General features: G+C 47.9%; 16 protein-coding genes. 3 read left to right on the top strand and 13 right to left on the bottom strand.

Features of this window, described 5'->3' with window-relative positions; genetic code table 11:
- Positions 1–8: 8 nt before the first annotated feature.
- Positions 9–704, top strand: a complete 696-nt coding sequence (locus POREN0001_RS03375) for a hypothetical protein (protein ID WP_004333037.1) — start codon at positions 9–11, stop codon at positions 702–704.
- Positions 705–884: 180 nt separating this feature from the next.
- Here POREN0001_RS03375 and POREN0001_RS03370 read toward each other — a convergent pair whose 3' ends face one another.
- A complete protein-coding gene (locus tag POREN0001_RS03370) occupies positions 885–2,648 on the bottom strand; it encodes a DEAD/DEAH box helicase (RefSeq protein WP_004333108.1) in 1,764 nt (587 codons plus the stop codon).
- 296 nt (positions 2,649–2,944) lie between these two features.
- Between POREN0001_RS03370 and POREN0001_RS03365 the strand changes: the two genes are divergently transcribed.
- On the top strand, positions 2,945–4,075 hold the full coding sequence (locus tag POREN0001_RS03365; RefSeq protein WP_004333114.1) for a hypothetical protein: 1,131 nt from the start codon (positions 2,945–2,947) through the stop codon (positions 4,073–4,075).
- Positions 4,076–4,395: 320 nt separating this feature from the next.
- Here the strand turns inward: POREN0001_RS03365 and nifJ are convergent, their stop codons facing one another.
- The 7 genes from nifJ to POREN0001_RS09245 all read right to left on the bottom strand — a co-directional run bounded on the left by nifJ (position 4,396) and on the right by POREN0001_RS09245 (position 12,362).
- A complete protein-coding gene (gene nifJ, locus POREN0001_RS03355) occupies positions 4,396–7,941 on the bottom strand; it encodes a pyruvate:ferredoxin (flavodoxin) oxidoreductase (protein ID WP_004333086.1) in 3,546 nt (1,181 codons plus the stop codon).
- A gap of 75 nt (positions 7,942–8,016) precedes the next feature.
- On the bottom strand, positions 8,017–9,207 hold the full coding sequence (locus tag POREN0001_RS03350) for an AAA family ATPase (protein ID WP_040580415.1): 1,191 nt from the start codon (positions 9,205–9,207) through the stop codon (positions 8,017–8,019).
- Between the two features lie 311 nt (positions 9,208–9,518).
- On the bottom strand, positions 9,519–9,893 hold the full coding sequence (locus POREN0001_RS03345; protein WP_004333097.1) for a thioesterase family protein: 375 nt from the start codon (positions 9,891–9,893) through the stop codon (positions 9,519–9,521).
- A 197-nt stretch (positions 9,894–10,090) separates the two neighbouring features.
- Positions 10,091–10,255, bottom strand: a complete 165-nt coding sequence (gene rd / locus POREN0001_RS03340; RefSeq protein WP_004333091.1) for a rubredoxin — start codon at positions 10,253–10,255, stop codon at positions 10,091–10,093.
- 113 nt (positions 10,256–10,368) lie between these two features.
- The gene (locus POREN0001_RS09250; protein WP_004333106.1) at positions 10,369–11,391 is read right to left on the bottom strand and encodes a DUF805 domain-containing protein; all 1,023 of its coding nucleotides are present in this window, start codon (positions 11,389–11,391) and stop codon (positions 10,369–10,371) included.
- A 91-nt stretch (positions 11,392–11,482) separates the two neighbouring features.
- Positions 11,483–12,118, bottom strand: a complete 636-nt coding sequence (locus POREN0001_RS03330; RefSeq protein WP_004333125.1) for an OmpH/Skp family outer membrane protein — start codon at positions 12,116–12,118, stop codon at positions 11,483–11,485.
- Between the two features lie 25 nt (positions 12,119–12,143).
- Positions 12,144–12,362, bottom strand: coding sequence for a hypothetical protein (locus POREN0001_RS09245; protein WP_004333026.1), 219 nt, complete (start codon positions 12,360–12,362; stop codon positions 12,144–12,146).
- A gap of 55 nt (positions 12,363–12,417) precedes the next feature.
- On the opposite strand from POREN0001_RS09245, the gene POREN0001_RS03320 reads away from it, so the two are divergent.
- A complete protein-coding gene (locus POREN0001_RS03320) occupies positions 12,418–13,875 on the top strand; it encodes an aminoacyl-histidine dipeptidase (RefSeq protein WP_004333047.1) in 1,458 nt (485 codons plus the stop codon).
- An 83-nt stretch (positions 13,876–13,958) separates the two neighbouring features.
- On the opposite strand, the gene prmA is transcribed toward POREN0001_RS03320, so the two are convergent.
- The 5 genes from prmA to POREN0001_RS03295 form a co-directional block, all read right to left on the bottom strand.
- Positions 13,959–14,849, bottom strand: coding sequence for a 50S ribosomal protein L11 methyltransferase (gene prmA, locus POREN0001_RS09005; protein ID WP_147286672.1), 891 nt, complete (start codon positions 14,847–14,849; stop codon positions 13,959–13,961).
- Positions 14,850–14,987: 138 nt separating this feature from the next.
- The gene (locus POREN0001_RS09000) at positions 14,988–15,977 is read right to left on the bottom strand and encodes an Ig-like domain-containing protein (RefSeq protein WP_004333129.1); all 990 of its coding nucleotides are present in this window, start codon (positions 15,975–15,977) and stop codon (positions 14,988–14,990) included.
- A gap of 476 nt (positions 15,978–16,453) precedes the next feature.
- Positions 16,454–19,486, bottom strand: coding sequence for a T9SS type A sorting domain-containing protein (locus POREN0001_RS03305; protein WP_115321321.1), 3,033 nt, complete (start codon positions 19,484–19,486; stop codon positions 16,454–16,456).
- Positions 19,487–20,027: 541 nt separating this feature from the next.
- Positions 20,028–21,584, bottom strand: coding sequence for a peptide MFS transporter (locus POREN0001_RS03300; RefSeq protein WP_004332999.1), 1,557 nt, complete (start codon positions 21,582–21,584; stop codon positions 20,028–20,030).
- A gap of 50 nt (positions 21,585–21,634) precedes the next feature.
- Positions 21,635–22,765, bottom strand: a complete 1,131-nt coding sequence (locus POREN0001_RS03295; RefSeq protein WP_004333029.1) for a DUF4831 family protein — start codon at positions 22,763–22,765, stop codon at positions 21,635–21,637.
- Positions 22,766–22,801 lie beyond the last annotated feature (36 nt).

Below are 22,801 nucleotides of genomic sequence, written 5' to 3'. Positions count from 1 at the left end.
CAAGACAAATGAAAAAGATATATCCTACACTACTCAGTGCCATTATCCTAAGCATGGGTAGTTTAGCCGCACAAAATGCACTCCATAAGGAGATCCACCTCTCAACTACAGGCTCTCTCCCAAAAGAGCTCTCCCTCGAGGAAGCAAAGGGCTTGACCTCCATCAAAGTAACGGGCGAGATCAACGAGACTGACATCGCCCTACTTAACAACATGGCCTCCGCTGGCAAGTTGGAAAAAATAGACCTCAGTGAGGCGACTTTTGGCGAAACGAAAGATCCTCTCTTACTCGATGTCTCTCAATACTTCTTACCTATGATTGCTGCCCTTAAGACAGACGATATTGACGCCATGGAGGCGTACGAAGCCGGTTTAGGGCACGAGAAAGATCCTCGCTCAGTACCTGGGTTTTGGACGTTTTTTACTAAAAAAGAGATGTTCTTTATGACAGGTTACATGAGGGATTGGGATATGAAGATCAATGAAGCCGTACTCAAAACTCAAAATGCAGCTCTTGTTCGAAGTCCTCAGATTCGGTCGTGGCTCAAAACAATGGGGTATAAGTATCGTGATGCTCGTACCGATGGCGACCTAATCTTCAAGAACGAAAAGACGAACGTATGGTGCCTGCTCCACTTTACCCCTTATAGCAAGACCGACTTCCCCGGCATCCACTTCTCCTCGGATGAGTACGAAGTTTGGTAAAGGAGCCTCCAAAGGTTGTTCTCCCCAAAACTACACTACGTAGTTCCCCAGAGGCAACCTCTCCAAAAACAGAAAACCCACGATAGTCCAAACGGCTATCGTGGGTTTGTTATATTAGAGACACTCCCTATAAAGGGCGAAGCAATATCCCAAGAAATAGGATACTTAGGACAACACCCCCTATCGTCTCTTCCTCTTTTCTTTAGGTTTGGGCAAAGGCTTACGCGGAGCTTTGTCTTTGCGGAAGTGTTTCTCCCGAGGGGCGGAGTCTTTCCTCCCACGAGCGGTTTCCCTCTTGGAGTCGGAGCCATCCGCAGCGTCGGCATAATCGACAATAATGCGCCGCCCCTCCACTTCGTATTGAGAGAGCTCTTCGATCAGACGATGGGCATCGTGGCTATCCACTTCGAAGAAAGAAAATTTTTGCATCAGGTCAATCTTGCCAATGCGCACTCGCCCCGGCACACAGCGATTGATCAGCTCGATAAGTTTATTCGGGAAGAGGCGATCCGTCTTGCCAAAGTTGATAAAGAGACGCGTCATACCCTCCTCTACCACACGAGGCGCACTATTCCGCCTCTCGCGTTTCTCTTCTTTTGTCTCGCGCTTCAGACTCTCGGGTTCGATCTCTTCTGCGGTGCTATAGTAGGCGAAGAAACGCTCAAACTCCAGCGTCATGAGGCGGCGGAGCAGTTCGTCGCGGTCGAGCCACGAGAGTTTTTGACTCACTTCCGGCAAGATAGCGGCAATCTCTTCGGCATGAGCGCTAGAGTCTACATGCTCCAATCTATCGGCAAGGTGGAAGAGATGCTTGCTACAAATCTCGCGCCCGGAGGGCAGTGTGCCGACCTCCATTTTGGCACCAATTAGTTTCTCAATGCTACGAATGCGGCTCTTCTCCCTCAGGTGACAAAGGGCGATAGAAAGCCCGGTTTTGCCGGCACGAGCCGTACGCCCCGAGCGGTGCGTATAGTTCTCCACGTCGTCGGGGAGGCCATAGTGAATCACGTGCGTTAGGTTATCCACATCCAACCCTCGGGCTGCCACATCGGTAGCGACAAGCAATTGCAAGTGCCCACTACAGAAGCGTTGCATTACACGATCGCGCTGCTCCTGACTCAAATCCCCGTGAAGCGCATCGGCATTATAACCATCGGCAATCAGGTGCTCGGCTATTTCCTTGGTCTCCACACGCGTACGGCAGAAGACAATCCCGTAAATAGAGGGGAAGAAATCGACGATCCGTTTGAGAGCAAGATAGCGTTGCCGAGCCGGCACAAGGTAGTAGATATGGCGAATATTGCTGTTGGCTTCGTTCTTACGCCCAATCGTTATCTCTTTGGGATCGTGTAGATAACTGTGTGCAATGGTAGCGATCTCTCGCGACATCGTAGCCGAGAAAAGGAGCAAATTACGCTCTTCGGGGATCTCCGAAAGGATGGCTTTAAGATCTTCGCTAAAGCCCATATTGAGCATCTCATCTGCCTCATCGAGCACTACCGTATGGATCCTTTCAAGAGAGATAGCACGGCGGCGCATCAAGTCGAGCAAACGCCCGGGGGTGGCTACCACAATGTCTACACCACGCTTGAGGGAGCGTATCTGCGTCTCTATGGAGCTACCTCCGTAGACCGCCAAAACATGTACCTCCGGTAGAAATTTGGCAAAAGACTCCAAATCGCTTGCAATCTGCAAACAAAGCTCTCGCGTGGGAGAAAGGACTAATGCTTGGGGGAAATCGCGTTGGGGACGGAGCTTCTCCAAAAGGGGTAAACCGTAAGCGGCTGTTTTGCCCGTACCCGTCTGCGCCAACGCTATAAGGTCTATGTTATCTTCTAATAGATAGGGGATTACGGCAGCCTGAACAGGCATCGCCTCTGTAAATCCCAAGGCACTAACTGCATCCAGCAGGGGTGCACTAAGTTTGAGTTCGTCAAATGTCATCGCCTGCAAAGGTACGCTAAAATCTCCTCTAAAGCATCATAAAAAGAGGAGTTTAGAGGCTGATTCACCATCACTTACAGAGAGAGAGCAAGAAAAACAAAGAAGACAAAGTGTACAAGGAGATTGCCTCTTAGAGTAAAAAGAAACACTTTAGACAAAATATTATTTCTCCCTTTAAGGCATTGCATAATCAAAAAGTTTCATATCTTTGCGCCAGAATATTAATTTGGAAACTTTAGAGCTTACACAAAGCGACTATTGAAAGGAATATAGGATTGACTTAGTAATATATGCTTATGAAGACTAGTTTTACTTTTGGGATGCAGAGAGGGATATTTTCACTCCTTTTTACTGCACTATTTTTAGGATTCTCCGGGCTCTCTATGCAGAGCTTTGCCCAGGGAGTAATCACCATTAAGACCAAGAAGGCCAAGGGGGACAAGATGAATCTCAGGGTCATTGCGCTTGGTGATTTTACCGTTTCCGGCACCGAAGCCAACCCCAATCCCTACGGAGAAGGCTGGGCTACCTATACATTAACCGATCCCACGATCACCATAAAGGGAAAGGTGCAAGAGATCAATTTTATTGCTGTAAAGGCAACATCCATCACTCTCGAGGATTGTTCCGATTTGGTTAAGCTCGATTGCAGACAAAACGAGCTGACAGAAATTGCCCTCAAGAACACCAATAATCTTCGAGAACTTTACTGTGTAGAGAACGCCCTCACGGCTCTAGACCTATCCAATCAGACTCAGTTAAACACATTGGATTGCTCTATGAACTTTATAAAAACTCTCTCTCTGAAGAATTGTCCTCTCCTGACACTCTTAACTTGCTACGAGAATCAACTTCAGACCTTAGACCTAACAGACTGCCCCAATTTGGAAAACATCATTTGCTCTCTCAACCAAATCTCAGAACTCAAACTGGGGAAAGTCGATCAGCTCACCTCGCTCTCGGCTACCGTAAACCACCTAAGAGGCGATGCGATGAAGCGTGTGATGGAAGCATTACCCGATAGAACAGGTGCAGCAACCCCCGGACTTTTTGGGGCCTATGCAGGCTGGGACAAGAACGAACAGAACCAATGCACCACAGAAGATGTAGCCATTGCTAAAAAGAAAAACTGGGAGGTCAACCAACATGATGGAGAAGATTGGATCCCCTATCCGGGAGTACCGACTTCTCTAGAGGCTATGGGTCAGAAAGCACCTGTGCTTTACGTAACCCCATCTAACAAAGTACTATGTATCAACAACGCCACTCCCGATACTTATGTACGTCTCTACTCTACAGAAGGAGAGCTAATGGCTCATGGGAGAACTGATGCCAACGGAGCTAGTCGACTCCATATTGAGTCTTTGGCAACAGGCGTTTACATCGTATCCATTGGAGGAAGAACGCACAAGCTACTCATTCAATAAAAACCGAAATACCACTGCAAAAACACATGGGCTTCCCTAAGCGAGGAAATAGAAGCCCTTATAAAAAGAACCTGAGAGGCTACCAAAAGATACTCTGGGTAAACTCGGATTTGCTCTGTATCTTTGGGTAGTTCGCTCAGAATGTTTTCCTTAGAAAGGAATCCACTCATCCTAAAGGAAAACGAGAGAGGCTGCGTCATGCTCCCCAAAACCGGGTGCTGTGGCACGGCCTCTCTTACTATTCTACAGGTCGTCTCTTGCCCCGTGCTTTTCCACATTAAGGGCAAAGAGACGAGAAGCAAAAGGTAGTGAGAGGAGGGTTACTCCTCTACACTCCAATCTGTCTTAACGAGACGTTGATAGCTATTGTAGCGATACTTAGCAGCTTCGAGAGATGCCTCGGCAAGCTCTTCTGCTTCGTCGGGGAACTGCTTATAGAGAGAAGAGTAACGCACTTCGCTCTTGAGGAAGTCCTTAAACTTACTCCAATCCGGTTCCTTACTATCGAATGAGAAGGGGTTCTTGCCCTCTTCGGCCAACGTAGGATCGTAGTGCCAGAGGTGCCAGTAACCGCACTCTACAGCGCGTTTTTCCTCGCTTTGAGCATTACCCATACCGCCCTTGAGTCCGTGTGAGATACAGGGAGCGTAAGCAATAATGAGAGAAGGTCCATCGTAAGCTTCAGCCTCACGGATTACCTTAAGCGTCTGAGCTTGGTTAGCACCCATAGCGATCTGAGCTACATATACGTAGCCGTATGTAGTGGCAATAAGCCCAAGGTCTTTTTTACGAACTCGCTTACCTCCGGCGGCAAACTTGGCAATAGCACCCAATGGCGTACTCTTTGAGCTTTGTCCTCCGGTATTGGAATACACCTCTGTATCGAGTACGAGTACATTCACGTTCTTGCCGGAAGCGAGTACATGGTCGAGGCCACCGAAGCCGATGTCGTATGCCCAACCGTCCCCTCCGATGATCCATTGTGAATGCTTGAGGAAGTAGTCCTTAAGTTCACGCATTTCGGCCAAAGCTGGCGTCTTATCAGCCTCTAGCAAAGGTAGGATAGCATCGCTGAGACGACGTGTTTCTGCAGAGTTTTCGAAGTTAGCAGTCCACTCTTCGAGAAGAGCCTTTAGTTCACCTGCAACCGCTCCGTCTGCCAACGCCTTTTCTACCACGTGCGACAGACGCTCTCTCATCGTATTGGCAGCAATGCGCATACCCAAGCCAAACTCGGCATTGTCTTCGAAGAGAGAGTTAGCCCATGCAGGACCGTGACCACAAGCATCCGTAGTATAAGGAGTAGATGGAGCCGAAGCCGAATAGATAGACGAGCAACCCGTAGCATTGGCTACCATCTGACGCGTACCGAAGAGTTGTGAGATGAGCTTAACATAGGGAGTTTCACCACACCCCGAACAAGCTCCGGAGAACTCGAAGAGAGGTTGAGCGAACTGACTATTCTTCACATTGGCCAAAACATCTACCAATTTAGACTTATTGGTCACCTGCTTAACCATCTTATCCCAGTTGTCCTGCTCGTCGTATTGGGTGGTAAGAGGCACCATCTCTAGAGCCTTACCATTCTTATTCCCCGGACAAACGTTGACACAATTGCCACAGCCCAAGCAGTCGAGTACATCCACTTGTATGCGGAATCCTAAGCCGGCTTCCTTGAGCCCCTTACCCATTGCCTCGAGCGTTGCAACGCCGGTTGTATTCTTTTCGGCAGCATCGAGGAGGAAAGGACGGATCGTTGCGTGAGGACACACAAAGGCACACTGGTTACATTGGATACAGTTTTCCATCTTCCAAACGGGAACAAAGGTGGCCACACCACGCTTTTCGCTGGCTGCCGTACCATTATCCCATGTACCATCTTCACGACCGACAAAGGCACTTACGGGTAGATCGTCTCCGGCTTGTGCATTGACTTTGCGTACCACATCGTGGATAAAGTCCGTATCGTCTGTGTGGCGAACGGGGGCATCATCTTCGAGATTTGCCCACTCAGCCTTCACAGGTATTTCGATAATCTCGCTACCACGGTCTACGGCTGCATAGTTCTTGTTTACCACGTCGTCGCCCTTCTTAGCGTAGCTCTTAACAATGAATTTCTTCATCTGCTCTACAGCGAGATCGTAGGGGATTACGTTGGCAATCTTAAAGAAAGCCGATTGCAAGATTGTGTTGGTACGATTGCCCAATCCAATCTCCTGAGCAATAGCCGTTGCGTTGATCGTATAGAAGCGGATATTGTTTTTCGCTAGATAACGCTTTACCTTGTTGGGGAGATGTTGCTCAATATCTTCGGGGGCCCAGATAGAGTTGAGAAGGAATGTACCGTTCTTCTTGAGTCCCTTGAGCACATCGTACATATGGAGGTAGGCCGGCACGTGACAAGCTACGAAGTCCGGAGTTACCACCAAATAGGTAGAACGAATGGGCTTATCGCCGAAGCGGAGGTGCGAAGCTGTGAAACCGCCCGACTTTTTCGAGTCGTAAGCGAAGTAAGCCTGGCAGTATTTATTGGTATTATCCCCGATGATCTTCACCGAGTTTTTATTGGCACCTACGGTACCATCTGCACCAAGACCGAAGAACTTTGCTTCGAATGTTCCATCCGCAAAGATAAGGTCTTCGTGTTGAGGAAGTGAAGAGAAGGTAACGTCATCCACAATCCCGATGGTAAAATGGTTCTTGGGAGTGGGAAGGCTCAAATTCTCGAAAACCGAGGCAATCTGAGCAGGAGTTGTATCCTTAGAAGATAGCCCGTAACGACCGCCTACTATGAGAGGGGCGTTTTCTTTACCATAGAATACATTGCACACATCCATGTAGAGGGGATCGCCCAATGCACCGGGTTCTTTGGTACGATCGAGTACGGCAATACGTTTTACCGAGGTGGGCAACGCCTTCAAGAAGTGCTTAATGCTAAACGGACGATAGAGGTGAACAGCAAGAAGCCCTACCTTCTCGCCCTTAGCTTGGAGGTAATCGATGGTTTCGCGGATAGCTTCCGTTGCCGAACCCATGGCGATAATTACGCGGTCTGCATCGGGGGCTCCATAGTAATCGAAGAGGTGGTAGCTACGACCCGTAACCTCTGCCATCTTATCCATATACTCTTGTACCATATCGGGCACAGCGAGGTAGAACGGATTGGCAGCCTCTCTATTTTGGAAGTAAATATCCCCATTCTGAGCCGTACCACGAGTTACAGGTTTATTGGGAGTAAGAGCACGATTGCGGAAGGCGAGCAGAGCATCACGATCTACAAGAGGTGCAATATCTTCGTTGTCGAGGCTTTCGATCTTCTGAATTTCGTGCGAAGTACGGAAGCCGTCGAAGAAGTGGATAAAGGGAACTCGGCTCTTAATGGCCGTAAGATGAGCTACGGCCGCAAGGTCCATCACCTCCTGAACAGAACCTGTACAGAGCTGAGCAAAACCCGTCATACGTGCACTCATCACGTCTTGTTGGTCCCCAAAGATAGAAAGAGCTTGAGCTGCGATAGCACGAGCCGATACGTGGAAAACGCCCGGGAGCAACTCCCCGGCAATCTTGTACATATTGGGGAGCATGAGCAAAAGCCCCTGAGATGCCGTAAAGGTAGTAGCCAAAGCACCGGCTTGCAGTGCCCCGTGCATAGCTGCAACGGCACCACCCTCGCTCTGCATTTCTTCTACGTTTACAATTTCTCCGAATATGTTTTTACGCTTCTGAGCAGCCCATTCATCTACAAACTCAGCCATCGTAGACGATGGAGTGATGGGGTAAATAGCGGCTACTTCGCTAAACATATAGGCGATGTGTGCTGCGGCTTGGTTACCGTCGCACGTCATCATTTTCTTTTGTTTTGCCATAGCTTGTATAAGTTTGATAATAGATATTTCTCTCTTTCGTTTTGTTTTTTGTCTGAGGGAAGTCTTCTAAAAGACTTAGTAGAGGAAACCGAAAAGCCACAAGGGGATCACGTTGCGGCTCCCTACGTTAATGCCATGTACGGCATAGAAACGCTTAGGATGATAGCGAGCGGTTATCTCGCGATCTACACGGAACTCCTGCGTACCATCTATAATGAAATTGACATTGGCTCGTATCGATGCTTCGATGTTTCTACCTTGGCTTATCTGGTTGAGGAAGAATGTGCGGCACACATCGTTGTCCACGTGAGCCCCCACAGGAGTATGGGGCAATAGGGCATAGAGAAGGTTGGTATTCTGCAAATAGAAAACAGCAGGAGCCTTGACCTCCGCTGATCCATTCTTGTGTATCAAATTGACGAGGTGAGCATCGCGTAAGAAATTCACGTAATTGGTCACCGTTGCCCTAGAGGTATCAATCCCTTTGGCAAGGCGAGACACATTGAGCAAAGAGGGCCCCTCCATGGCCATGAGATAGATAAGCTTACGGAGTTTAGGGAGGAGACGCTGATCGATGTTGCGAATGTACATAACATCGACCTCCAGTGTCATGTTGATATTTTTAAGAATATCTTCAGAATAGCTGTGCTGCTCCATGAAATAGGGGTAATAACCATGCTGAAAGTACTCGTTGAGCCAATGTACCGGATTGAGCTTTGTCAGAATCTCCCGAGCGAGGTCGATATGACGATGGAGAATATCGTCCCACTGCACCAGAGGGAGCTCTACCCCCGTCTGAGAATAGATAAACTCTCGCAAAGAGAAGCCAAGCAATTCGTACGTTTTGCCAACCGGCTCCCATCCATTCGTGCCTGTGCCCACAATTAGTGGAGAGCCCGAGTAGATGATCTTGAGAGAGGGATACTTTTCGTAGCACTCCAACAATTCTTCTCGCCAAGAGGGATACTTAAAGATTTGGTCGAGCAGAAGCGTCTCGCCTCCACCCGCCACAAACTCCCCGGCAAACTCCACAAGAGTTTTTGTCGTAAATAGGAATTGGTTTAGATTGATGTATAGTGCCTTACGATTAAGAGGCCCATACTTTTCATTAGCCCAATCTAATAAGAAAGTGGTCTTACCCACTCCCCGAGCGCCCACAATCCCTACCAAGCGTTCTTTGGGGTCGATTTCATCCATCAGCGTGCGCCGCACCGTATTCTCTCGCGCGCGCAACAAATGATCGTGTGTCCTAAAAAGACTTTCCATTCTATTGATACCAATTTTTCGGTAACAAAGATAGGGAATACTTTCCATATTGCAATAAGCAAATGACAATAACGGGCAATTTGAGGGTAAAACAACCATTCGTAGGTATAGAAGTAGTACCTAATAACGACTCCCCTTTCTGGAGAGAAAAAGAAAATTTACAGGGAGATTCTTCTGCAAAAATCAGATAAAAAACACCTCCAAAATCAGCCTAAAACAAAAAAAGAGGTGCCTATCTTTTTTCGGATAGACACCTTAATTTCTCGACATAAGCAAGGGGGCGTTATGCCGGTGGGCGTGGAAGGGCTGTATTAAGCTAGCTTTGCCATGAACTTATCCCGATAGACAATGAAACGCTCCAGCGTGCCGTGCCCAATCTCTCCTTGGCTATCTTCGGCTCGAATGTCGAAGATGAGTTTACGCCCATCCACTTCGGTAAGGGTTGCCATCACACGCACCGTCTGACCTATTGCCGTGGCACGAGTGTGGTGTACATCAAGGTGAATCCCCACAGTAGAAGCCCCTTCCTCTAGATGGGGAGCAACGAGTTGTACCGAGGCCTTCTCCATAAGAGCAATCATGGCAGGCGTGCCAAAAACGGGTAAATCTCCCGAGCCAACATGGATGGCGGAGTGGTGATCTTGGAGAGTTACCTCCAGCTGACAAGTTTGATGGATAGGTAGCATATTTTTCTATTTTCGGTTGTTTATATTCCGGATGCAAATGTACAAATATCCTACAGGTGCCCTCCGCCCCATTCGTAAGAGAGAGCATAAAAAAAGCCCCTGCCCTAAGAGAGGAGGCTTATAAACCAACTCTCTAAAGACAGGGGACTCTTATTACTTATGAATACCCCCTCTCTCGTGAGGAGGATGGGTCGGTTTTAGCCGTTGTAGGGAACGAAGTCCGACTTTTCGGCACCACAGAGAGGGCAAGCCCAATCGTCTGGGATGGATTCGAAAGGAGTGCCGGGGGCGATGCCGCTATCGGGGTCTCCCACTTCGGGATCGTAGATGTACCCGCAGAGTTCACAGATGTACTTCTTCATAATTCTTTTCTCTTTCTATTATTTTCTTTCAGTTCTTATTTTCTGAGAACAAAGATAGTTGTTGTAGGGGCATAGGGTATTAAGAATCCATCTATACCCCTATAAACCGCGTCTTAATTAGGGGTCTGAGGAGCCTTCGGATCCTCTCCATATTTATTAGGACAACGCACCCCTTCCTGGGCGGCATAGATGATAAAAATAATTGACCCCACCACGGGGATAAGCGTAATCAAGAGGAACCAACCCGACTTGCCAATGTCGTGCATACGACGCACAGAGACAGCAAGCGAAGGAATCATGAGAAATAAGGACACCACCGTAAGAAGTCCGTAGGTAGTGATAAAGCCTGGATTCCTAAAGATCTCGCCATACATATCTATGATACCTCCACTCATATAAGCATCGAATATCCGCTCCTTAAAAACATCGGACATGATGAAAGGAAAGAGTATGAAGGACGAAAAGAACTGAATCAGGTAACGAAAAATGAACGAAAAGAGCACAAATCCCCAGAACTCACGCCGTCTGGCTCGTCCGGAGAATTGCGCAAATCGCTTGGTGATACAGCCAATAAAATAGCTCCAGAGCGAAGGCTCGGGCGTATATACTCTACTCTGAGTGTTTACCCTCTCCCTTGCAGCACCGGAGAACGAAGGGGGCACCTCAGACGATGCCGAAGCCCCATGATAGGGCGGAGGGGTAGCTGGGGCAGGCTCAGCAGGGGGTGGAGTGGGCACACTCTCTTGGGCTTGTGCAGCGAGTAATGCGGCTATCTCAGGCTCCTTATCCAGTGCTATCCACTCGGCAAGCCCTTGGTACCAAACCCATTTTGCCCCTCTTAGAGGAGAGAGATCTCGACGTAACTCCTCGAGGGTGAATACCCCGATTTGCTCGCGGAGATTCGCCAAATGATACTCCCGTGCAAGTCCTTTTCGCTCCTCCCCCGGGAGAGCCGGCGGAAGTTCACCACCCTCTTGTGTGGGAGAAAAGTCATCAACTTCGGCAAGAGGGAGCCAGCGTGTCCACCCCTCACTCCATAGCAAAGTCTGATCGGGCAGAGCCATTTGCAAAATATCTTGACGCGTAAAAGGACCCTCTTGCTGGTTGTTGCGTAAGATGTAATAGGTACGTTCCATACTTAATAATGCGAGTTAAGAGGATATTTCGGTGAGGGAGGAGGGAAAAGGAGCTCAATGCACAAAGAGCTCGGGAGCAGGAAAGAAACTCCTATTTCTTTGCCTCTTCTTTTTTGGGGGTTGCCTCCGGAGCCTCCTTTTTATAGGCCTTGTTAAGCTCCTCAATTACACGTCCGGTAATATCAAGTCCATCGGCTGCATAGAGGATATTATCGGCCTTTACGTTAGAAAGGATCAAGTCGAATCCCCAGTCTTTATTCATCTTGGCGATTTCCTCTTTGATGGCCTTGTAAAGCTTTTCTTCGGCAGCTTCCTGCTCCTTCATGAGTTGCTCGGTGAGGCTTGCGTTGAGGGATTCCAACTCCTGTTGCATCTTCATCAGGCGAGCTTGCTCTGCTTCGGCAGCTTCGCGAGTGGCGAATTGATTGCTTTGCAACTTCTGCTGGAAGCTGGCTCCGGCACGCTGTAGATTATTCATCTTAGCCGAGAGCGAAGCACGACTATCGTTGCTCTTCTTCTCAAGCGTAGCCTTCATCTCGGTGTACTGCTCGTAGTTATTGAGCACAGAGTCTAGCTCTACATAGGCAATTTTGAGTCCATTTGATGATGGAGAAGCCAAAGAATCGGACACGTTGGTAGTACTATTGGTACTTTGACACGCAGTACCCAATGCGAGTATTGCAAGAGCTACAAAAGAGGCCACTAGGGCTTGTTTGAATGATTGCATGAGGATTGTCTATTCTATCTTTTTCCTATTTATTAGCAGTATCGATACGGTCGAAAAGATTCTTCCTGCGCGCCTCAGCCTCCATTTGACTATTGGCACAATGGATTCCCTTCTCCCTGAGCGCTTTATTTGCTTCTATGTGCGTACTAGGGAACTTGCCCCCACGAACAAAAAAGACACGAACCCCCAAAAGAAGCACTGCCAAGAGCACGATTATGAGGGCAATTATCAGTATTATCGGCATTTTGTTCTATATTTGTAGCACAAAGATAAGTATAAATAGAACATAGAGAAACGCTATGAACATCACTGAACTCAAGCCCTCTGCAATATGGGGCTACTTCCACCAAATCACTCAAGTGCCTCGTCCGAGCAAAAAAGAAGAGAAGATCCTTGCTTTTCTTAAGAAATTTGCCGAGGAGCACAAACTAGAATACGACCAAGATGCCGCTGGTAATATCGTTATTCGCAAACCTGCCTCCAAAGGCTATGAAAACCGCAAGACGGTAATTCTTCAGAGCCACGTGGATATGGTTTGTGAGAAAAACAACGATACAATCCACGACTTCGACAACGACCCCATCCGCACAATTATCGACGGAGACTGGGTGCGCGCCGATGGTACAACACTGGGCGCCGACAACGGAATAGGCGTTGCTGCAGAAATGGCGGTACTAACAGACGATACACTGGAGCATGGCTCTATCGAATGTCTCTTCACCGTTGACGAAGAAACCGGATTGACAGGAGCCATGAACCTAGCTCCCGGATTCGTAAAAGGTACCATCCTTCTAAACCTCGATAGCGAAGACGAAGGCGAAATGTTTATCGGCTGCGCCGGAGGTATGGGTACAATGGCCTACTACAAATACACCCAAGAGAAGGCTCCCCAAGAGTACTACTATGCTACCATCAAGGTGAGTGGTCTCAAGGGAGGACACTCAGGCGGTGACATCCATGTAGGGCTTGGCGCTGCTACCAAGATCATCACTCGTGCACTCTACGCTGTACGCGAAAAGATGCCTATGGTACTTGCACACATCGACGGTGGTAACCTACACAACGCCATCGCTCGCGAGGCAACTGCTGTAATCGGGGTGCCTATGGATAAAAAAGAAGCTCTCAGCGTGATCATCAATGAGCTTGATGGCGATGTTCGTCAGGAGCTAAAAGCCGTAGATCCTAGCGTTAAGATTACGGTAAATACGGCCGACGCTCCCACACACGTTGTGGATGCCGATACAACTCGTCGCCTTATCTTAGGTCTCTACAGCTGCCCCCACGGCGTGATGGGCATGAGCCACAGCATCGAAGGCCTTGTAGAAACCTCTACCAACCTCGCCTCTATCAAGATGAAAGAGGAGGGTGTAATCCGCGTAGAAACGAGCCAACGCTCCTCTAGCGAATCCCTCAAGACGGATGTTGGTAATATGGTGAAGGCTGTATTCGAATTGAGCGGAGCCGAAGTGGAAGTACGCGACGGCTATCCCGGTTGGAGCCCCAATACAGATTCGCCCATCCTCAAGGTTACGGTGGATGCCTACAAGAAACTCTTTGGCAAAGAACCTGCCGTTAAGGCGATCCATGCAGGGCTAGAGTGCGGACTCTTCCTCAGCAAATACCCCTACCTAGATATGGTTTCGTTTGGTCCTACGCTACGCGACGTTCACTCTCCCGTAGAAAAGATGGAGATCGCCACGGTAGACCTTTTCTGGCGTCATCTTGTAGAGGTACTAAAAAATATCCCCGAAGCATAAACTTTAGGGAGCGATTCTTCACCTGAATCCAATCGCTGGGCCCCATAGCAATGTTCTGTTGCTGTGGGGCTTTTTCATTTCCATTAGTTAGACAAGGAGGTGAAAGAAAGAGCCACCCATTCGCCACTTTCTTTTCTCATCCTGAGAGCAAAGCCCATCCGCTCTAGGGCAGAGGTGATGATTTGTTCGTCTTCTCCTTGGTAAAATCCGCTCACGAGCAAAAGCCCTCCGGGGGATAGTAATGTTTTATATCGGGGCAAGTCGTGCAGGATGATATTGCGGTGGATATTGGCAAGAAGACAATCAAAAGAGGCTGTGTCCAACGCCAATTCTTCTAGTATTCCTTCGTAAAAGGAGCAGGGAACCCTAAGTCCATTCAACTCTGCATTATGCCGAGCATTCTCTACCGCCGTAGCGTCTATATCAACAAAGCTAACCCTCTCGGCTCCCAAGAGGGCTGCGGCAATCCCTAAGACGCCGGTACCGCAGCCTACATCCAGCACACGTGCGTGAGCAAGAGCCGAATGCTCCTCAAGGAGGAGGGAGAGCATCATCTGCGTCGTATGGTGTGCCCCGCTACCAAAAGCACAGCGCGGCTCTAGCAGCAACTCCCGTGCAGCACAAGGCGAGGGGGCGTGATAGGGTGCTCGCACATACAGATCTTCGCCCAGAGCCAGTGGTGTGAAACTCTCCGCTTCCCAACGGCTATTCCAGTTCTCACTGGCACAATCCGAAGAGGTGTAGGTAAAAGACAAGGGGAGATACTCTAAATGCCACACGCCTTCGCTAGGGAGAGCGGAGAAAAAGCGTTCACACACATAGCCCACGAGACGCCCCTCCTCGGGATACTCCTCAAACGTTTCGAAGCCAATATCTGCCAAACTTTGGCTCAGAATTGGAAGATAAATCGTGGCATCCCACTCGGCAGCATGGGCCTCGTGGCTCAAGCTAAAAGTGTATTGTTTGTATCTCATCTTGGGACACAAAAGTACAGAAAGAGACAAAAAAAGGAAACCGATAGGAGCAAAAGAAGCGCTCTTCTCGGTTTCCCGTCTAGTAAAATCGCCCTCTCCGGAGAGACTTTCTCAACCTCCCCCTCGAGTGATAATTTCTTACTTCAGGCCTTCAAAAGTAGTGGAAAAACTAATGGGTTCCACCTGGAAGTAGAGATCGGGACAAGTGAAAACAATAAAATATGGATCCTTGCTCACTTCATCTTTTTTCAATGTTTTGAGTACTTCAATCCCCTTCTTTGAACCAGGCTTTCCACCTCCGCAATGAATCCAAAAAGCAAGAACCTTTGTCTGGAAAATTCCCGAATCTTGGTAGGGTCTGTTCTCACGGACATCAATTGTTACCGTGTAGGGTTCGTTCGGCTTATAACCATTCTGGGGGGTAGCTCCCTCTAAGAATGCAGCCATCTGATAGGGACGAGCATAATTTATATCCGTCCCAAAAATCTCTTTAAGTCGATCTAGGCAGGCACCCGTATTGGTAAACGTATTGCACCACTTAAGGCACTCAGTACCAACACTGCGATTGCGACGGTACATCTCCATCGCCATAATTTCCAAAGCTACAGCACCCTGAGGCTCCTTCCCTATTTTCTCACGCACCTGCATGAACTCTGCAACGGAGGCAGGGAAACGATTGAAGCTTACTGAGCCACTTTGCCCGGGAGTGTGCTTTTCGTGGTCTATTTTCCCAGTCATTGTAACCTCAAGAGGCTCAAGCTTCTTCACTCCTTTTACTTGTACCTTGCACACGGCACGAGCAGATCCGGCAGAAGCTGTGATCTTTGCATTTCCCTCTGCGATCCCCGCTACAGTACCATCGGGCATAACGGTAGCAACTCTCTCGTTGTCCGAAGACCAAGTAACAAACTTGACCTTAGCCTCGGCATTGAGTACAGCCGTGAGTTGTTTAGTTTCATTGACCATGAGGGTCATCTCAGTTGCACTGAGGGTAATTCCTGTCGCGCCATTAGGATCCGGATCGTTACCACCTCCATTCTTAGGGTCACACCCGGAGCAAACTACACTCATCAAAGCGAGCGTAGCTACGGTAGTCAATAGAGACATCCATGTTTTCATTTTGTTCATAGTGCTTGTAGTTTTAAGTGATTTGTCTATTTCTATTTTGTCTTTTTCCCATTATCCCATCCTCTCTCTAGGGGAGAATACAAGGGAAAGAGGATGAGAACATCAATCCTTGGAGCATTAAACTCTTCTTCCTACTCTTCTTTTGTATACGAGGGCTGCGTAGTATTTTTCACCGTTGTGTCCATGGCGTAGCTCCCAGTACGAGACAAAGATACTATTATTTTCGCACAAGCGAATCCATTTTCTGTCAGGGTTCCCGCATCAAACTGTAAGTACCTGATTATCAATCATAGTTTTGAGTATGTTCTTTATCTTTGAGTATAATCTCCAATTTGTCGAGCGGAGATTGCTGCCGAAGAGTTGCTCTCTTGCCCGCCAATGAATAGGCGAGGGGATGCGCTGGTCTTTATGCCACGGCACATCCCCTCAATATATTCTGTTGCTCCTCTCGGAGCATCGGACGGAGTAGTACGGGTTTAGTGTTTTACAGATAGCTTCAAATGCTTCCCTCCCGCCTTTACTACATAGTTGCCTGCGGGCAGTGTGGTGAGGTCAAGCTCTACTGCTCCCGCTTCGTTGGCCTCGGCAGCGAGCAAGCGTATCCCCTCTAAGCTGTATAGGGCGATGGATGCCCCTGCTTTTGCCCCCTCTACCTGTACGTAATGGGTGGCAGGGTTGGGATAAACACGTAGGTCGGCAACATCTACCTCTTCTACAGCAAGCGTCTTCATTATCTTCACTTCTTTGGTGGGTTTATCCCCAGACATGACGAACTGCATCGTGTAAGGTGTGCTACCCGAGTAGAAGGTGTAACTACCTATCCCCGCATTGCTCGGCTGAGTTATTACGGATCCCTCTATGCTGATACTCTCAAACCCACCGATAGCATAGGGACAAGCACTATTATCACTACCCGTTGCTTTGGCGTAGATACTAGCATTCTTAATCACTAATTTGGCTTGAGTACCCCAGTTTCCGCTAATGCCGGCATAACCCTCTCCGTCCGTCTCGGAGACGATCTCAAGAGAGCAATCTTCGATCGTCAGAGTAGCGTCGTTAGATGAGAAGATCCCAAACTCATCGTTTGCTCTTATAAGGAGTTTACCGCTTCCCTCAATACGTGTATCACATTCCGGCCAAAAAGCTGTCTCATCAGTGGAGTTAAACTGATTTTTTCCCTCAAGGTGCAATGTGAATGGCAGATTTTTGTATGCTGAGTACACGCGTAGAGAGTTCTTTTTTCCTTCAGCCTGCATCGATACATTCTTGATGCTTAGCGTGTTAGTCTCAGGTGAGTAGGAGATATGTCCGCCAGCCCCGACGGTGACGCCCTTGATTTTATCGAGTTTGTCCACGTTTCCCGAGTTGACTCCTACTCCACAAATACTAAATTCATAGGGAATCACTTTTTCTATTCTCACCTCCGTGGTGGGTTTATCCCCAGACATGACGAACTTCTTTGTGTAAGATGTGCCATCCCATTGGAAGCTGTAATTGCCTACCACAGCGTTTTGCGGCTGAGTTATCGTGACACCCTCCAATTTAATCGACTCAAACCCACCGATAGCATAGGGGCCAGGATCTTTATAAGAACCGGAAGTTTTGGCATAGATACTCGCATTCTTAATCACCAAGCGGGACTGAAACCCCCAGTCTGCGTTAATCCCGGCATAAGCACTCCCATCTGATTCTGGCATGGTGACGATAGAGCAATCCTCTATCGTCAGAGAGGTGCTAAGATCTACAAATATTCCCGATTCTATTGTTTTGGTAGTAAGTTTTCCGCTTCCTACAATACTCATATTTGTTGCCGTATAGAGAGTCGTTTCGCTAGGAGAGTTAAATTGATTTTCCCCCTCAAGGTGCAAGATGAATGGCTTCTCTTCGGAATGATTGCCCACGTATATACAGTTAACATTGCCACTAGTTTGTATCGTGACATCCTTGAGACTTAGCTTCTTATCCTTATGCGAATAAGTTATATGCCCGTTATACCCGACGGAGACGCCCTCGATTTTATCGAGTTTGTCCGCATTCCCTGAGTCTATTTCTACTCCACAAATACTAAATTCATAGGGAATCACTTTTTCTAACCGCACTTCTGTGGCGGGTTTATCCCCAGACATGACGAACTGCTTTGTGTAAGATGCGCCATCCGAGTAGAAGGTGTAACTGCCTATCTCCGCATTGCTCGGCTGAGTTATTACGGATCCCTCTATGCTGATACTCTCAAACCCACCGATAGCATAGGGATAAGGACCCTCTTCTTTTCCAGATGCTTTGGCGTAGATACTGGCATTCTTAATCACTAATTTGGCTTGAGTATCCCAGAGTCCGTCAATTCCGGAATAACCCTCTCCATTCGTCTCGGAGACGATCTCGAGAGAGCAATCTTCTATCGTCAGAGTAGCGTCGTTAGATACGAAGATCCCATAATAGTTTGTTCTTATAAAGAGTTCCCCGCTTCCCTCAATACGTGTATCACATTTCGTCCAAAAAGCTGTCTTATCAGTGGCGTTAAACTGATTTTCTCCCTCAAGGTGCAATGTGAATGGCAGATTTTTGTATGCTGAGTGCACGTATAGACACCTCTCTCCCTCTTCAGCCTGCATTGAGACGTCCTTGATGCTTAGCGTGTTAGTCTCAGGTGAGTAGGAGATATGTCCGCCAGCCCTGACGGTGACTCCCTCGATTTCATTTAGCTTCTTTACGTTTTCCGAGTTGACTCCTACTCCACAAATACTAAATTCATAAGGAATCACTTTTTTTTCTATTCTCACTTCTGTGGCGGGTTTATCCCCAGACATGATAAACTGCTTTGTGTAAGATTCGCCATAGAAGGAGAAGGTGTAACTGCCTATCTCCGCATTGCTCGGCTGAGTTATTACGGATCCCTCTATGCTGATACTCTCAAACCCACCGATAGCATAGGGATAAGGACCCTCTTCTTTTCCAGATGCTTTGGCGTAGAGACTGGCATTCTTAATCACTAATTTGGCTTGAGTATTCCATCTTCCGTCGATGCCAGCACGACCATTTCCGTCCCTCTCGGAGACGATCTCGAGAGAGCAATCTTCGATCGCGAGAGTAGCGCCGTTATCTACGAAGATCCCATGATAGGTTGTTCTTATGAAGAGTTTACCGCTTCCCTCAATACGTGTATTACATTTCGTCCAAAAAGCTGTAATATCAGTGGCGTTAAACTGAATTTTTCCCTCAAGGTGCAATGTGAATGGCAGATTTTCGTATGCTGAGTACACCTGTAGACAACTCTCTCCCTCTTCAGGCTGCATTGAGACGTCCTTGATGCTTAGCGTGTTTGTCTCAGGTGAGTAGGAGATATATCCGCCAGCCCCGACGGTGACGCCCTCGATTTCATTTAGCTTCTTTACGTTTCCCGAGTTGACTTCTACTCCACAAATATAAAAGCCATACTTTGTCTGAGCTTTTGCGATTCCGGAGCCTAATAGTAATACTAGTAGTACTCCCATTAAATGTTTTAGTTTCATAGACTTATATATTATAAGGTTCAAAAATAACAAGTTAAACACTATCAAATACTACCACACCAGCCCCGCAGAGGGTGGTACTACCTAATAACCTGCACCACAAATATAATGAAACATTTTTGATATACAAAACAGAATAGGAAGTAATCAGGGCTCCCGCATCAAAATGTAGGTACCTGATTATCAATCATAGTTTTGGGGATAATCTCCAGAATGCAATCACCTGAAAATTAACAACTTGTATTGTCTCAAAATTTTTGATGCGCTTGCCCTAATTTTCTGTAAGGAGAAAAAAAAGTCCAGCCAATAAAAAATCAGAACCTACCCAAAAACGTACCCCATTACAGGGTGGAATTTTCAGAATTCTCAGGCAGCAACGAAATAAAACTCAGCCTATATCCCCAGAGGGATTAGGCTGAATGTCTACCATCTATCACGTAGCTCAAAACAAGGCAAGAGGTAGCTCTACAAAAAAAAACACCCCTGCCTCTCGCTGATGGAGAGACAGGGGCTATGCTCTTTATGAGGAATCGAATCGGGATTAGTGCGCTACACGCTCAAGCCACTTAACCATAGCCAACATGATTCCCATGGAGATAATGCAGACAATTGCAAATACTGTCCAGCACTGCCAGAGAGGGATCTTGTTGTACATCAACGGGCCAATCCAAATTAGCAAGTTACCGATGGCAGTTGCACCGAGCCACAAGCCTTGGCACAAACCCTGCAAGTGCTTAGGGGCAACCTTAGATACAAACGACAACCCTAGAGGTGAGATAAAGAGCTCTGCCACCGTAAGGAAGAAATAGGTAACGATGAGCACCCAAGCCCCGGACTTCATGGCATTTTGTGCCGTTTGATCCATAGCGCGGAATTCGTCGCCTGAGGGGAATCCATTGATCATTGACAAGATTGCCAAGAACACATAGGCAATGGCAGCAATAGCCATACCGATGGCAATCTTACGAGGAGTAGAAATGCTTCTTCCTCTACGTGCCAATGCCCCAAAGATAGCCATGATAATAGGAGTGAGCACAATCACGAAGAAAGGATTCACAGCCTGCCAAATTTCGGGGGGAATAGAGGATGTTACGATAAAGTCACGAGCAAAAACAGAGAGTGACTGTCCGTTTTGGTGGAAAGAGAACCAGAAGAAGATAGCAACACCCAATACTGCGAAGAGAGCATACAAACGACGCTTAATCTCAGAGGCCATAGCAGCCTTTTCTTCGGGCGTATAGTCTACTGCCTTGTGCGCTTCTTTCTTAGCAGGGTTAGGCAATTTCTTCTTTGTTACAACAAAAATCACCATAGAGATAAGCATGGCAACAACGGAAGCAATAAACGAGTAGTGCACCCCGGCATTGAAGATGTCTAGGTATCTTTGGCAGAATTCAAGAGTCACTTCTGAGCCACCAACTTCGGATACCAACTTGGTGATATTGTCCAAATCTTGTCCTACCAAGTTGCCTCCGTTGTTGATAAACTTATGGCACAATTCGGGCAAACTTGCGTTGTAGGTCAAGTTATGAACTCCGAGCCACCAGCTTCTCAAGAGAGGGGCAACGAAGGGAGCAATGAGACCACCGATGTTGATGAAAACGTAGAAGATCTGGAACCCGGAGTCGCGCTTACCCTTAGCAAGACGGAGAGCTTCTTCGCCTTCTTTGGCAGCCTCGGTTTCCAAGTCGTCGTACATCTGCCCCACAATGGCTTGCAGGTTACCCTTGAAAAGCCCGTTACCAAAAGCGATGAGCAACAGAGCAAAGCAAGTGAAGGGGAGCAGCCAGCTGATGTTGTCGGATGTAGACATGATGGGGATAGAAATCAAAACATATCCCAACGTCATAACGGCAAGACCCGAAATGATCGTTGCCTTATAGTTCTGACTTCTATCGGCAACAACACCCCCAACAAGGCTGAGGATGTAAATCAATGCATAGAAGACGGAGTAGATCACACCACTCGTGGTGTCGTCCAATCCAAACTTGGAACAGAGAAATAGCAGTAGCACTGCGTTCATAATGTAGTAGCCAAAGCGTTCCCCCATGTTACTTAGGGCTGCCGCTACAAGTCCTTTCGGATGATTTTTGAACATACTGGTTACTAGGAATTAATATGATTAATGATTTTGAATTTACAAGCGTCCTATGGCATGGGTGTTGCTACAGGATTTATACCAAGCAAAGCCCCCGTATCCGTATCAAAGAGGATGGAAAAAGAGTTGTCTTTGCTCTTCGGGATTTGATTGGCGAGCGAAACTCGTGTGCCAAATTGAGTAATGGGTAACTCCACCTCGGCAAAGAGGCGAGAGCCTTTATGGAGGCGAACAGTGGCACTCCCCGGCAAGTTATATATGATGCCATGCAACTTCCGCTCCTGCTTTGCCAGCTCCTCGGGGGAGAGCAAAGGGGCTCGGCGCGTTGCTTTTAGGTCTAGGGTAATCGCTTCTCCCTCTCGGCTCGTTGCCGGGAGTAACCCCACGACGGGAGAAAAGCGAGCGATGGTGCGGTGGTTTATCTCCTCCTCCGGCTCCACTTTGTAGCGTTGCGTAAAAGGTTCGCGTGCAGTCGTCCCCACAAAAAGACGCTCCACAGCCGCAATTTGTCCCTCAAGACGAGAGACAGCAAGGGTGTAAGCCTCTCCCTCTCGGGGGGCAAACTCAGCCTTACCCGAGAGCAGACTCATGAGATCTTCTCGAAGAGAAAAAAGGTGATTGGCAGCAATTTGAGCCTTTTTAGCACGCGAAGTAGCCAAGGCAAACTCCCGAGGGAGCAAGGGGTCTACCCCCTCTTGCCTAGGGGCAAACGGCGGAGATGTAACCTCCTCTTGTGGGGGCGTAGAATAGCCGTTGATACCCGATAGTATTCCATTTTTGGTTAGAGCGACATAGCTATAGGGCTGCGCTGCCTTAAACTCCACTAGGTAACTATAGTTTTCGTCAGGGACTCCCAACGAACGAACTTCTGCCGACTCAATCTCATACGATATGGTCAATTCGGTAGCCACTTTCTGCCCGAGAAGAAGTGGGGCATAATCCGAAAATTCTCCCGGAGTTACGGTTGTTTTTACGACCCTTAGAGCTATATCCAACCGGCTCTTAGGCAAGTAGTATACGACGCCTCGGTCTTGATATTCGGTAGCGGAGTAGCGTACAACATCAGTCTGCGCCCACATCATCATGGGACATAAAATGATGAAAGCCACAGAGAGGGCTAGTTGCTGTAAAGCCTTGTGCATGATACCATTTGCCAATTTCGTGAGAACAAAACTAATCAATTCCCTTATATTGGCTAGCCTTTATGACAAAAAATC

Origin of the sequence: Porphyromonas endodontalis ATCC 35406, from assembly GCF_000174815.1 — a bacterium.
GTDB classification, from domain to species: Bacteria; Bacteroidota; Bacteroidia; order Bacteroidales; family Porphyromonadaceae; genus Porphyromonas; species Porphyromonas endodontalis.
Note: the sequence above shows the minus strand (reverse complement) of the source record. Positions and strands in the feature narration are given on the sequence as shown.